The 12399-nt window shown below is 36.6% G+C and carries 14 protein-coding genes; 4 read left to right on the forward strand and 10 right to left on the reverse strand.

Translation table 11 applies throughout. The features are described from left to right. Together V3Z67_RS16240 and V3Z67_RS16245 are read left to right on the forward strand one after the other, a co-directional pair. The coding region (locus V3Z67_RS16240; RefSeq protein WP_330444317.1) for an OmpA family protein at nt 1-186 on the forward strand (186 nt) is incomplete at its 5' end. Between the two features lie 155 nt (nt 187-341). Continuing rightward, nucleotides 342-1151, forward strand: a complete 810-nt coding sequence (locus V3Z67_RS16245) for a zinc-dependent peptidase (RefSeq protein ID WP_330444318.1) — start codon at nt 342-344, stop codon at nt 1149-1151. On the opposite strand, the gene V3Z67_RS16250 is transcribed toward V3Z67_RS16245, so the two are convergent. The 9 genes from V3Z67_RS16250 to V3Z67_RS16290 all read right to left on the reverse strand — a co-directional run bounded on the left by V3Z67_RS16250 (nt 1141) and on the right by V3Z67_RS16290 (nt 8903). Continuing rightward, a complete protein-coding gene (locus V3Z67_RS16250) occupies nt 1141-1638 on the reverse strand; it encodes a DinB family protein (RefSeq protein WP_330444319.1) in 498 nt (165 codons plus the stop codon). The genes V3Z67_RS16245 and V3Z67_RS16250 overlap by 11 nt on opposite strands. A 66-nt stretch (nt 1639-1704) precedes the next feature. Further along, nucleotides 1705-2121: a VOC family protein gene (locus V3Z67_RS16255; protein WP_330444320.1), complete on the reverse strand. Its 417-nt coding sequence runs from the start codon at nt 2119-2121 to the stop codon at nt 1705-1707. A gap of 14 nt (nt 2122-2135) precedes the next feature. Beyond that, nucleotides 2136-2666, reverse strand: a complete 531-nt coding sequence (locus tag V3Z67_RS16260; protein ID WP_330444321.1) for an SRPBCC family protein — start codon at nt 2664-2666, stop codon at nt 2136-2138. Nucleotides 2667-2688: 22 nt separating this feature from the next. After that, nucleotides 2689-3243, reverse strand: a complete 555-nt coding sequence (locus V3Z67_RS16265) for a dihydrofolate reductase family protein (RefSeq protein WP_330444322.1) — start codon at nt 3241-3243, stop codon at nt 2689-2691. 31 nt (nt 3244-3274) lie between these two features. Beyond that, nucleotides 3275-3700, reverse strand: a complete 426-nt coding sequence (locus tag V3Z67_RS16270; RefSeq protein WP_330444323.1) for a DoxX family protein — start codon at nt 3698-3700, stop codon at nt 3275-3277. Between the two features lie 241 nt (nt 3701-3941). Next, a complete protein-coding gene (locus tag V3Z67_RS16275) occupies nt 3942-5384 on the reverse strand; it encodes a glycoside hydrolase family 30 protein (protein ID WP_330444324.1) in 1443 nt (480 codons plus the stop codon). A gap of 38 nt (nt 5385-5422) precedes the next feature. After that, nucleotides 5423-6085: a ribulose-phosphate 3-epimerase gene (gene rpe, locus V3Z67_RS16280; protein WP_330444325.1), complete on the reverse strand. Its 663-nt coding sequence runs from the start codon at nt 6083-6085 to the stop codon at nt 5423-5425. A 303-nt stretch (nt 6086-6388) separates the two neighbouring features. Further along, nucleotides 6389-7252 (reverse strand): sigma-70 family RNA polymerase sigma factor, encoded by an 864-nt coding sequence (locus V3Z67_RS16285; RefSeq protein WP_020212501.1) that lies wholly within the window; start codon nt 7250-7252, stop codon nt 6389-6391. A 115-nt stretch (nt 7253-7367) separates the two neighbouring features. After that, nucleotides 7368-8903 carry a helicase HerA-like domain-containing protein gene (locus V3Z67_RS16290; protein WP_330444326.1) on the reverse strand — a complete coding sequence of 512 codons (1536 nt, stop codon included), beginning with the start codon at nt 8901-8903 and terminating at the stop codon, nt 7368-7370. Between the two features lie 175 nt (nt 8904-9078). Between V3Z67_RS16290 and V3Z67_RS16295 the strand changes: the two genes are divergently transcribed. Together V3Z67_RS16295 and V3Z67_RS16300 are read left to right on the forward strand one after the other, a co-directional pair. After that, entirely contained in the window at nt 9079-10365 is a 1287-nt protein-coding gene (locus tag V3Z67_RS16295; RefSeq protein WP_330444327.1) for a M48 family metallopeptidase, read from the forward strand. Between the two features lie 2 nt (nt 10366-10367). Continuing rightward, a complete protein-coding gene (locus tag V3Z67_RS16300; protein WP_330444328.1) occupies nt 10368-11894 on the forward strand; it encodes a DUF6770 family protein in 1527 nt (508 codons plus the stop codon). Between the two features lie 46 nt (nt 11895-11940). Here the strand turns inward: V3Z67_RS16300 and V3Z67_RS16305 are convergent, their stop codons facing one another. After that, nucleotides 11941-12393 carry a GNAT family N-acetyltransferase gene (locus V3Z67_RS16305; RefSeq protein ID WP_330444329.1) on the reverse strand — a complete coding sequence of 151 codons (453 nt, stop codon included), beginning with the start codon at nt 12391-12393 and terminating at the stop codon, nt 11941-11943. Nucleotides 12394-12399: the final 6 nt, after the last annotated feature.

Below are 12399 nucleotides of genomic sequence, written 5' to 3' on the forward strand. Positions count from 1 at the left end.
TCTAACAAAAGGGCTAAGGCTACAGTTCAGTATGTCATCTCAAAAGGTATTGCTAAAGAGCGTATCTCCGGACAGGGGTATGGTGAGAGTGAGCCTAAGGTTGACTGTAAAGAAAACTGCAGTGAAGAGCAATATGCTCAAAACAGAAGATCTGAGTTTATTATCGTTAAAGGAGATAAGGCTTAAAAAAGAATTAAATTTATATACAACATAAATAGAATTGTTTATGTTTGAACCCTGCTATCCTCATGGCCATTATTGTGCACATGTAGGATAGCAGTTTTTTTATACTCTTATGTAATTTAAAATAGTATTTTGCAACTGTAAACCCGTATTGTATTTTGGAACTATTTGTTGGGCTTTTATGTATAGCCATAGCTTTGTTTTTTCTTTTTCTGGCATTTAATGTGCTTATTGAGCCGGCCTATATGCTTATGTTTGATAAGCCTGTGTATGTACATTGGTACCTGTTTACCAATGAGATCCCTACAGAAGCTCAGTCAATACTAAATAAAGAGTTTAGGTTCTACAGGAATCTTTCTCCGGCAAGGAAAAAATACTTTAGGCACAGAGTACATGCTTTTATTGAATACTATGATTTTGTAGGTAGAGAAGGATTAGAGGTTACCGATGCTATGAAAATAAGAATTGCCGCTACAAGTGTGATGCTTACGTTTGGAATGCGACAGTATCTTACAGATGTATTTCAAACAATAATAGTTTATCCTGATACTTTTTTATCTCTTTCAACTCAGGAGTATCATAAAGGGGAATTTAATCCGGCTGTAGGTGCTGTAGTGTTCTCATGGCGTCATTTTATGGAAGGTATAGAGTATGATAATGATAACCTGAATTTAGGATTGCATGAGTTTGCTCATGCTCTTCATTTTAGTTCACTTCGTAAAAAGACAGTAGGTACAGCTTCTGTATTGTATAGGGATATGCTTGATAACATTATGAAATACTTAAGCAAGCCGGCTAATAGGGAGAAACTTGCGCAGGCCGATTATTTCAGATTATACGCTTATACCAATCAGTTTGAGTTCATAGCGGTTATATTAGAGTACTTTTTTGAAACACCAAATGAGTTCAGGCAAAAATTACCTGAACTGTATGATATGGTAAGCAAAATGATAAACTTTAAACATTAAGGCTTGCCCTGATGTTTCTAATCTGATTGTTATGCCTCATGGTATGATAGGTTAAAAAATGTATCATTTCCAGTTTTGACATTTCTTTTAACGGATGAATGTCGGGTAGTGATGTTGTTTGAGAAAGATTACTTTTATGCGCTGCCTCAATGGTTTTTCTACTAAGCTCTTTTAAGGAAGTGATTAATTCTTGCTTATTATATATTTTATCTTCAGGGATTATAAAATCAGGAGCCTGCATTTTATTTTCAAAATTCAGAAAAAGCTTTTTCAGGTTTTCAATATTTTCATCGGGAGCACCATCTACGGGATGTGTAGACTCGGTTAGGATATTATCTGTTCCTGATTTCAGTAAGTGACAGCCAACCTGAGCAGCTGTCCAGCTGTCCTTAAAAGGAATAGTATTTATCTCTTCCTGGTTGAATTCAGAAAGAAGTTGAGTTGTTTCATTAAATGATTTTTCCAGTTGACTTATGATTGTCTCCATGTTATTTCTTTTAGTTAAGTATTTTTTTAAAATTAAAACAGCCGGATAACCGACTGTTTTAATTAATTATTGATTTTGGAAATTAATCATCCACTGTACCCCGAACTTATCGGTTAGCATACCATAATAGGCGTCCCAAAACATATCGTCCATAGGCATTCCTACTTTACCATCTTCTGCAAGCCCGTTAAAATACCTGTCGGCTTCTTCACGGCTTTCTGCATCAATGGTTATGGAGCTATTAGTCCCAAACTTTACCTGCTCCATAGATTTAGGTACATCGGTGCCCATTAGTAAGCTGCTGCCTAATGGAAGGGCAATATGCATAATGCCATTTTTTTCAGTTTCGGGCATGCTCTCACACCCCGGAGTTTCGCCAAAACGTATAACGGTTACAAACTCTCCGCCAAATACCGCTTTGTAGAAGTTGAATGCTTCCTCGGTATTACCGTTAAAATTTAAATAAGGATTAACTGCTCTCATTTTATGATTGATTTTTATTGTTTTTCCAGATTAGATTTGATATTCTGTAGATTGGCATCAAGATCTTTACCTATCATGTTATCCATCATCAGGTTCATAAAGTTCATAGGATAGGAGTTGGTGCCCTGCATAACCCAATGTACATCTGTACTGTTATTTCCTGAATTTTCAGTTGTCATGTATACTTTGGCTTCACTTTCAAAAGGCCTTATAAAGCGAAGATCCATATCAAGGTGTTCGTTGATTTTTATGTCGGTTATTTCCAGTTCGCCTTCACCTACATCTTCATTTCCGTCCCAGCCATAAATAAACCCTTTATAGCCATCATAGCCTGTAAACTTGGTTTTCATGTTTGGATCTTTCATCCATACACTGTATTCGTCCATGTTTTTAAGATGTGATACATAATCAAAAACTTCTGCCTGAGGTTTGTTAATGGTAATTTGTCTTTCCACTCTATATTCTTTGTTAATGAAAATTGCCAGTATAAAAGGGATAGCAATTATTACAAGAAGTACTATTAGTATTCGTTTAATTATTTTCATGTTGATTGATTGTTAAGTTATATTATTTGGTGTAATGCAATAGGGTGATTCCGCAGTCAAAAGTTTTACTCTCTACAAGTTTTAAACTTTGCCTGTCGGTAAGCTCTTCAAAAATAGGCATGCCTTTGCCTAAAGCAATTGGGTTTACAAACAGGAAAAACTCATCTATAAGTCCTTTTTTGATAAGAGAAGAAACAAAAGTTCCGCCGCCATAAGCTATGATGTCACTACCGTTTGATTCTTTTAATTTTTTAATATCATCGGTAAGGTTGTGAGCCAGAGATGTGTTATTCCACGGGTTATCCTTAATGGTGTTAGTAAATACTACTTTAGAGATTTGGTGAAAATCACGAGCTTCTTCTTTCGTTTCAGGATTATTGTACTGGCTTTCCCAATGTGCAATAAAACCTTCGGCAAGTTTTCTGCCCAGTACAATAGTATCAACAGGTTTTGTTAGAGCGGTAACATAGTCTTTAAGTTGCTGATCCCAGTTCCAAACCATCCAGTCCATTTCACCGTTTGGACCTGCAATATATCCGTCAATAGACATTTGTACCTGAAGCTTTAGTTTTCTCATAGCTGATTTTAAGTTTATGATTGATTAATGGTTATTCATCTGAAGGGGTTGAATCTTTACCAAAAAGAACGGCATCGGCCGAATATTTTCCGCTACCGAGAATGAAAATCACTATACATAGTAGCATATACACAAAGGCAATAGCTTTTGCGTCAAATCCGTCACCGGCATGTGCTACAAAAAAGGCTATTATCATAGTTATAAATACCGGTATTACCGAAAAACGGGTTAACAGTCCTATAAGGATAAAGAAACCACATACCAGTTCGGCAAAAATTACCAGGTTAAAAGACAGTTTGGCTCCTATTCCTATAAAATCCTGAAACATTGGTGCGAATGCCTCATAATTTGCTACTTTCATATAACCATAATAAACAAACATTCCGCCGAAGATTAGCCTTAATAATAAAGTGGCCAAATCAATGTTAAGTGCCTGTACTTTAATCAGATTTTTCATCTTGGTTGATTTTGTAGTTGGTTTTATAAAGTTATGAATATTAGTTTATTACGGTTTGTGAAAACGATATAATAATTATTATTACTTAAAAGCTTTTCCCTTTTGATATTACAAAGTTAGGAGGTAGTGTTATTGTAAAAGGAAGGTTTAAACGTCATTATAAGGGGGGATTTAGGACACAGTGGTTATAAACGAAAAAAGCCTCCCAACGGGAGGCTTTTTTATATTTTTTATTCAGGATTTAGAAAACAAGTGTCTGTATTGAATGCGGAGCACTTTCTACTTCTGTAGCCTGACCGTTTATCCAAAGGAAATAGTTTACTTTCTCTTCACCACGGTTCATTACAATTACCACAGTTTTTCCGTCAGGGTTAAGGAAAGCAGTAGCCTCTATAGCACTACGGCTTGTAGAGCAGGCAATCCTTTTAGCTCCTTTTTGAACAAATTTTGAGAAATGACCTATATAGTAATACTCATTGGTAAACATAAGCTCACCTGTTTTGGTATTTGCGTGTACAGGTGCAAAGCACAGGTTCATAACGTGGTTAGGTCCTCCCGTTTCATCAAGAAGAATGTTCCAGTCGGTCCATGCTGTTGTGCCGCTGTTAAAGTCATTGATAAGGTTGTGTCCGTATAATTCTCCCAGTTTCCAGTCGTTTATTTTTTCCAGTTTAAACTGTTCTTTACAGCCTTCGGTAAAAATAAGGTTGGTTTCAGGGAAAGTTTCGTGAACCAGTTTAAGGTTATTGAACATTTGCAAACTACCATTCCATGTTTCATACCAGTGATAGCCTATGCCCCAAAGGTATTTTGCCGCCTCAGGATCGTTAAGTACCGTTGCAGCTCTTTGGAACAGCATATCGCGGTTGTGGTCCCAGGCAATGATTTTTTTGTCGGCATAGCCTGCTTTATGCATTGTAGGACCTAAATAGTTTTTAAGGAAATCACGCTCTTCTTCGCCAGTGTAAATACAAGACTCCCATTTTTGGGTTGCCATAGGCTCATTTTGGATAGTAATCCCCCAAATAGGGATTCCTTCCTTCTCGTAAGCAGCGATAAATTTAGTGTAGTAAGTAGCCCAGCTTTGATAGAATTCAGGTAGTAATTTACCGCCTTTTAGCATACTGCCGTTACTTTTCATAAAGGCAGGTGGACTCCATGGAGAAGCATAAAGTGTAAGTTCTCCTCCGGCAGCTTCAATAGCCTTTTTAATAAGCGGAATACGATATTTTTTATCGTGGCTTATGTTGAAAGACTTTAGTTCCTTGTCGCCTTCTTTTACATAAGTGTAGCTTTCGCTGGCAAAATCACAACTGTGAATGGTAGTACGGGCAAGATTGTACCCAATACCTTTTTCTTTGTCGTAATATGCTTCAAGAAGCTGTTTTTGTGTTTCTTTAGGCAGTTTGGCAAATACTTCGGCAGATGCATCGGTAATAGCGCCACCAAAACCCATTACGCTTTGAAAAGTGTGGGTTGGATCTACAAATACAGATACTTCTGTTTCCAGTGGTTGTTTCTTTTCGCTAAACGAAATAGTACCCCGTGCCGGTGTTAGCCTTTGGTTTGTTTCCTTAACGGTATTGTATACCGTTACTTTTTTGCCTGAGGTGGTATAGGGTGTTTTTTGGGCAAACGATGCCACCCCCGATACCATCAGGATGGTTAATAGATACTGTCTCATAGATGCGGTTTTGAGATTAGTGTATATATGTAATTAAATTAAAACGATGTAAGCTTTTTAAGATCGGTAATAGTTTGCGTAGGGTTTTCCGACTTAAATACAAAGTTTCCGGCAACAAGTACATCAGCACCTGCTTCAACAAGTAACTTGGCGTTTTTATCGTTTACACCACCATCAACCTCAATAATGGTAGGAGCATTGTGTTTTACGATAATTTCTTTAAGCTGTTTGATTTTGTTGTAAGTGTTTTCAATGAAAGACTGTCCGCCAAAACCAGGGTTAACGCTCATCATACAAACCACATCAGTATCTTTAATAACATCTTCTAAAAGCGCTACGTTAGTGTGTGGATTTACAGCAATACCGGCTTTCATACCTTCGGCTTTAATTGCCTGTAGGGTACGGTGCAGGTGAGTACATGCTTCATAATGAACGGTTAGGTTTGTAGCACCAAGAGCAGCAAATGTTTTAATGTACTGGTCTGGGTTTACAATCATAAGGTGCACATCTATAGTTTTTTTAGCATGGCGTGTAATAGCCTCTAAAACCGGCATACCAAAAGAAATGTTAGGCACAAAAACGCCATCCATAATGTCTATGTGAAACCAGTCGGCATCACTGTTGTTAATCATTTCGATGTCACGTTGCAGGTTGGCAAAATCAGCCGAAAGCACAGATGGTGCAATTAATGTATTTTTCATTATTGTTAGAGTATGAATTTATGCAAATATAAGCGCAAAGTTTTTAAAATGCGTAGCGTAACCTTTGCAAAGTCATGTTATTGTGGATAAATGATAATTTTTGAGCAGGAAATTTAAAGTATGTGTAAAAAAAAACTCCGGTAATCAGCCGGAGTTCAATCATCAATCAAAAAACGAACAGTTATTGAACTGTAAGTGTCTTAAATATTTTTATTCATGTTGAAAGTCAAAATTTTGGAGTGCCAAAATACAAATTTAATCTAAAAAAGCGAATTTTGGAAGCTCTTTTTTGGCTTTTTACGATTATCCTAAGTAAGTCTTAAGGATTTTGCTTCTTGAAGTATGTTTTAATCTTCTGATAGCCTTCTCCTTAATTTGGCGTACACGCTCACGGGTAAGGTCAAAAGTTTCGCCAATTTCTTCAAGTGTCATAGGGTGCTGGTCACCCAGGCCAAAATAAAGGCGTACCACATCGGCTTCACGCGGAGTAAGGGTTTCAAGAGCCCTTTCAATCTCTGTGCGAAGTGATTCGTGAATAAGCTCACGGTCAGGATTTGGAGATTCTCCCGAACGAAGAACGTCGTATAAGTTAGAATCTTCACCTTCAACAAGTGGTGCATCCATAGACAGGTGACGACCTGAGTTTTTCATACTCTCTTTTACGTCGTTTACTGTCATGTCAAGTTCTTTAGCGATCTCTTCGGCAGAAGGGGCACGCTCGTTACTTTGCTCAAGCAAAGCATACATTTTATTGATCTTGTTTATGGAACCAATTTTGTTAAGTGGTAAACGAACAATACGGGACTGTTCTGCAAGTGCCTGTAATATTGACTGACGAATCCACCATACGGCATATGAAATGAATTTAAAACCACGGGTTTCGTCAAAACGCTGTGCAGCTTTAATAAGTCCTAAATTTCCTTCGTTAATTAAATCGGGAAGTGTTAATCCCTGGTTTTGATATTGTTTTGCAACCGATACAACGAAACGCAGGTTGGCTTTTGTAAGTTTTTCAAGTGCTCTCTGGTCTCCGGCTTTAATACGTTGTGCTAACTCTACCTCTTCATCTGCAGTGATCAAATCTACTTTTCCAATCTCCTGTAGGTACTTGTCTAATGAAGCAGTTTCCCTGTTGGTAACCTGCTTGGTAATCTTAAGCTGTCTCATCTAAAATCTCCTCTGAGTTATGTGTTGAGATAGTTATACGTAATGAGTTGCAAAAAAGTTACAGAAAATTTGAAATTATTTTTAATTAGCTTATTGTTAATGTTTTGTGTTTTTTTTATTTGAACATTTTATTCAATACCCCAAAAACTCCTCTAATAAAAGTAGCACTGGTAACCGTTTTGATGATTTGTTTTTCCAGTGTGCTGCTTGTAGAAGTTGTTCGTGAGCTTCGGGTAGTTTGCCTGCGGGCTTTCTCTTTAGCTTTTTGCTGTCCTTCCTGCTGTTGTTGTGCGGTGATTAATTCAATTTTTTTGGTAAGTATCTCACAGGCACTTTCGCGGTCTATTTCCTCGGCATATTTTTTAACCAGCTTGGAGCTATTGTTTATTTCGCTTATTTCCTCTTCTGTAAGTATGTCCATTCGGCTCATAGGGGCACGCAGCATAGTAGCGGCAAGCGGGGTAGGGATGCCCTTTTCGTTAAGTGCAGTAATGAGTGCTTCCCCGGTACCCAGTTGCGTAATCACTTCATCAGTATCATAAAAATCCGAGATAGGGTAGTTCTCGGCTGTTAGTTTAATGGCTTTACGGTCGGTAGCAGTAAAGGCGCGCAGGGCGTGCTGTACCTTTAATCCCAGCTGGCTCAATACACCGTTAGGAACATCGGCAGGGTTTTGTGTTACAAAAAACAGTCCTACACCTTTAGAACGTATAAGTTTTACTATAGTCTCTATCTGATCCAGTAGTGTTTTACTGGCCTCGTCAAAAATAAGGTGTGCCTCGTCTATAAAAATTACCAGTTCCGGTCTGTCGGCATCGCCTTTTTCGGGCATTTGGTTATAAATCTCAGCCAGTAACGAGAGCATAAAGGTTGAGAACAACTTCGGTTTATCCTGTATATCGGTTAACCTCATAATGTTTACATAGCCTTTGCCTTCGCTGTCTATGCGCATAAGATCGTCAATCTCAAAGGATAGTTCGCCAAAAAACAGGTTGGCATCCTGCTGTTCCAGTTCAATTATTTTGCGGAGTATCGCTCCCGTTGAAGCCGTAGATATGCGTCCGTATTCCTTTTCAATCTCTTCTTTACCTTCATCGGTTATATACTGCAGTACTTTTTTAATATCCTTTAAATCCAGTAAAGGCATGTTGTTATCGTCACAGTATTTGAAGATAACACTCATAATCCCGGTTTGGGTATCGTTAAGATCCAAAACCCTTGAAAACAAAACAGGACCAAATTCTGAAACCGTTGATCTAAGCCTTACACCATGTTGTTTGGAAAGGCTCATCAGTTCAACCGGAAAACCTTTAGCTTCATACGGAAGTCCTATTTTGGCATGCCTTTCGGTAATAAAGCTTTTTTCTTCCCCCGGTTTGGCAATACCGCTAAGGTCTCCTTTTATATCCATCATCAATACAGGTATGCCGTTGTTGGAAAGGTGTTCTGACAGGATTTGAAGGGTTTTGGTTTTACCCGTACCGGTAGCCCCGGCAATAAGTCCGTGCCTGTTTAATGTTTTTAGCGGAACATTTACATAAGCCCCCTCTACAGGTTCGCCGTTAAGCATAGCTGTTCCCAGTGTTATAGCGTCGCCTTTTGTGGTATATCCTTTAGTAATGGTGTTTAGAAATTGAGCTGTATCTGCCATAAAGGTTTTGGTTTGTTTTACGAATCTAAATTTCGGGCAATAATTTTTATCTGGCAAGAGGGCTGCTTTTTCTTTTTTATTTGGGTAATATGTTTTTTAACATTTTTTTTGATTTATAGTTATTTTGTTGTGTTAAAAAATGTATTTTTGAGAACTTTATTATAGCCTTACCATTATGAAACACAGTTTACTACTCTTATTTTTCTTTTCTTTTTTTTATGCTGAAGGGCAAACTTCATTCTCACCTCTTGATACTTTATCTCATACCTGTGCTACCAAGCTTAAAGTTGAGTATGTAAAAAAGTTTAAGAATATCAATAATAGCAGGGAGTATGAAACATCTGCACAAAAAAATATCATCAAAGAGATATATGGAGGCTTACAGGAAGACTTTATAGAAAAGATTGATGATAATAATTTTATTTGTGACGGTGATATTAATAGCTACCTGAATGGTCTTATGAATGAAATACTTACAAGTAACAGTATTGATAAGGGTATATACCGTATACTGTTGTCAAAAGATCCTCAGGTTAATGCTTATAATACCGGCGATGGTACAGTTGTGGTTAACTACGGACTTTTTCTTGCTGTTGATAACGAAGATGAATTGGTTTTTGTGATTTGTCATGAAATAGGGCACCAGTTTCTTGATCATTTAAAGAAGGATGTAGAGGCTTATGCCCGTTTATCCACTTCTGAAGAAATGATTAAAAAGACTAAGGAGATAAAAAAGCAAAAATATAATAAAGCCTCTATGGCGACTAATTTACTTAAAAACATACGCTACCAGAGTTATAGTGAGCGAAGGGAAAAGGAGATTGAGGCCGACTCTATAGGTTTGGTTTTTTACAGGCAAACCAAGCGTAGCCCTGCGGCAGCTATATCCTTGCTTCAAAAGCTTGATGTATCAGATACTGAGAAAGACTCTCTTGTTGTGGAGGACTATAAAAAGATTTTTGAAAAGGGAGGTTTTGTGGTTAAACAACGCTATTTTGAACAGGAAGAAAGTTTATTTCAAACATATACAAAAGATGAAAGGTTTAATGCTGATTCACTCAAGTCACATCCTGATTGCTCTACACGTATAACGCTCATTAAAGATTATCTTGATAACAAGTTTATTGAAAGCAGTACGGCTAGTTCTACAGGTTTTGAAGAAATAAAAAGGAACAGCGTATATCAAAATCTTTTCAATATGTTTTCGGCCCAGGATTATGGTATATCACTATATGAGGCGTTGAAGTTATATAAGTATGAGCTGCAAGATCCCGTGCTTAAAAACATCATATATCTTAATCTTGTTAAGATATATGATTCCCGAAAAAATTATACCATAAACAGGTATGTGCCTAAACACGACAACCTGAATAACACCAAAAGCCTTAACAGGTTTATTAGCTTTATAAGCAATATAAAAATGACCGATTTGGAAACTATTATAAACAATTTTAAATCCTAAACATGAAATATCGTTTTTTACTGATTTTGTTTTTTGTTTTATCGCTTACATACGGACAGGTTGCCGATTTGGGTAAGTTATCACGAGGAAAGTTTTATTCATCTGCTGAAATTAAAGATAAGCACAACAATACCAGGGGGTACTTCCTGCTTTATGAAACAGATAAAGTGGCAAAGGAAACCTATCAGCTGGAGTACGTACTTCTTGATGAGAATCTTACTAAGGTTACTAATGGCTTTATCACTGAAATGAAATATGAGTCGTGGTTTTTTACAGCTAAAAAAATTAATGTTGAAGTGGTTTTGGAAGGGCGTAAGTTACTTATTGGGTTTGCAGACGATATAGCGGGAGAAGAATATTTTAAAAGATATAGAATACTTGATATTGCATCAAATGAGTTAAGTGACCCTTTTATATATAACAAAAATACCTTAGTTAAAAACCCTGAATTTGATCGTAAGCATTCCAATGTTGCAAGTAACCAGTCTGAAGAAATAACTTTTTATAACGGGGTAGGACTTATGGCTCACTCTAAAACAATGAATAAAAAACAGGGGGTGACAGATAGAAGATTAGTACGTTATGATGATGACCTTAATGAATTGTGGACTTTTAAGTATGATCAGATAAAAGCAAAAAAGTTGACTACCTTAAGCTATCTTAATTCAGATAATGAAGTAATTGTGATGCTTAATCATTATCTAAAAAATAGTAGCGTTACTAAGTATCTTAATGAGTTATCTGTTACTTTCATAAATTCTGAAAATGGTAACCTGATAAAAGAAGTACCTTTTCCTAAAGATGATTATACATATAGGATAGTAGATTGTGCTATAAAGGATGACAGGATTTATGTGATGGGCAACATGTCTGAAAAAACTAAAGAAGGTTTTGTTCATGATTCGAAAGGCAAAGGACTTTACAAGTTTGTTTTTGACAAGGAAACCGGAGAGCTTTTGGATAAGAAATATTTGTTGTGGGAGAATTTACTAAACAATAAGAGTATAACAATAAATAAAAACGGGGTTGTAAAAAAAGAAGGCAAAATGTATATACACAATATGCTTATGCTTGATAACGGTAAGGTTATAGCAGTTGGTGAAACCTTTTTGAATAAACCAATTATTACCAATAATATGTATTTGTTTGAACTTGCCGAAGATTTTTCTGTTTCCCAGTGTTTTGAAATTGAGAAGTTCAGAAATAAATTTTCTAATACCAATGCATATTCGTCTACTATAAAGAGATATGGATTGTTTGATTTTATGGATTATCAGGATTTGGGAGATGATGAATATCTTTTCTTTCTTAATGATAATGAGAAAAACTCTAAAAACAGAAAGAAAACAACCTTATATGGTATAATATCCTATTCAGACGGTGAGTTTAAAAGGCAGACTCTTAACCTGAAGACTGAGACTAGTACTATTTTTGCTACTAGCGCCAAAAAAGGATATATGTTACTGGTTGAAAATTTTGACGATGAGACGAAAGCTACCGAATTACGATTAGAGAAAGTTAATTTCTAGATCATAAAGTAAAAATCCCTGCATTGCAGGGATTTTTACTTTATGATTACTGTTTTTTTTTCCATTTACTATAAGTCATTATGAATTTAATTTCCTGAGTGCCATAAGCCCCGGCATCTTCCCATCCTTTAAGGCGGTAAAATGTTTCGGCACGTGTGCCTGTACCGGTACTAAGCCAAATGGTTTCCTGCGTTTGTGAAAAATACCAGTCCATCATTATATTATGAAGGGTTTTGCCGATGCCTTTGTTTTCAAATTTCGGTAAAATGAACAATGACCATACGTTATTATCTGCTGTGCTTACTATAGCAAACCCCACAATAGTATTGTTTGCTATGGCAACCCAGCCTTTACCGCGACGGGTAATATAATCTTCCACATCGCTGTCTTTAACCAATTCGGGGTTAGAGAGAGTATTCTCCTTAACAGCATGCCTTACATATTGTATTTGCGGAATATCGGTAATTAATGCTTCCCTGTAAGTTAAATCGGTTTGCATGGTTGT

The sequence above is a fragment of the Flavobacterium sp. C4GT6 genome (assembly GCF_036347315.1).
Taxonomy (GTDB): Bacteria; Bacteroidota; Bacteroidia; order Flavobacteriales; family Flavobacteriaceae; genus Flavobacterium.

Coding starts and splice junctions, on each gene's coding strand:
- rpe (WP_330444325.1), bottom strand. CDS start 6,085: ATGAAAAATACATTAATTGCACCATCTGTGCTTTCGGCTGATTTTGCC.
- V3Z67_RS16285 (WP_020212501.1), bottom strand. CDS start 7,252: ATGAGACAGCTTAAGATTACCAAGCAGGTTACCAACAGGGAAACTGCT.
- V3Z67_RS16255 (WP_330444320.1), bottom strand. CDS start 2,121: ATGAGAGCAGTTAATCCTTATTTAAATTTTAACGGTAATACCGAGGAA.
- V3Z67_RS16290 (WP_330444326.1), bottom strand. CDS start 8,903: ATGGCAGATACAGCTCAATTTCTAAACACCATTACTAAAGGATATACC.
- V3Z67_RS16300 (WP_330444328.1), top strand. CDS start 10,368: ATGAAATATCGTTTTTTACTGATTTTGTTTTTTGTTTTATCGCTTACA.
- V3Z67_RS16295 (WP_330444327.1), top strand. CDS start 9,079: ATGAAACACAGTTTACTACTCTTATTTTTCTTTTCTTTTTTTTATGCT.
- V3Z67_RS16270 (WP_330444323.1), bottom strand. CDS start 3,700: ATGAAAAATCTGATTAAAGTACAGGCACTTAACATTGATTTGGCCACT.
- V3Z67_RS16260 (WP_330444321.1), bottom strand. CDS start 2,666: ATGAAAATAATTAAACGAATACTAATAGTACTTCTTGTAATAATTGCT.
- V3Z67_RS16265 (WP_330444322.1), bottom strand. CDS start 3,243: ATGAGAAAACTAAAGCTTCAGGTACAAATGTCTATTGACGGATATATT.
- V3Z67_RS16275 (WP_330444324.1), bottom strand. CDS start 5,384: ATGAGACAGTATCTATTAACCATCCTGATGGTATCGGGGGTGGCATCG.
- V3Z67_RS16305 (WP_330444329.1), bottom strand. CDS start 12,393: ATGCAAACCGATTTAACTTACAGGGAAGCATTAATTACCGATATTCCG.
- V3Z67_RS16250 (WP_330444319.1), bottom strand. CDS start 1,638: ATGGAGACAATCATAAGTCAACTGGAAAAATCATTTAATGAAACAACT.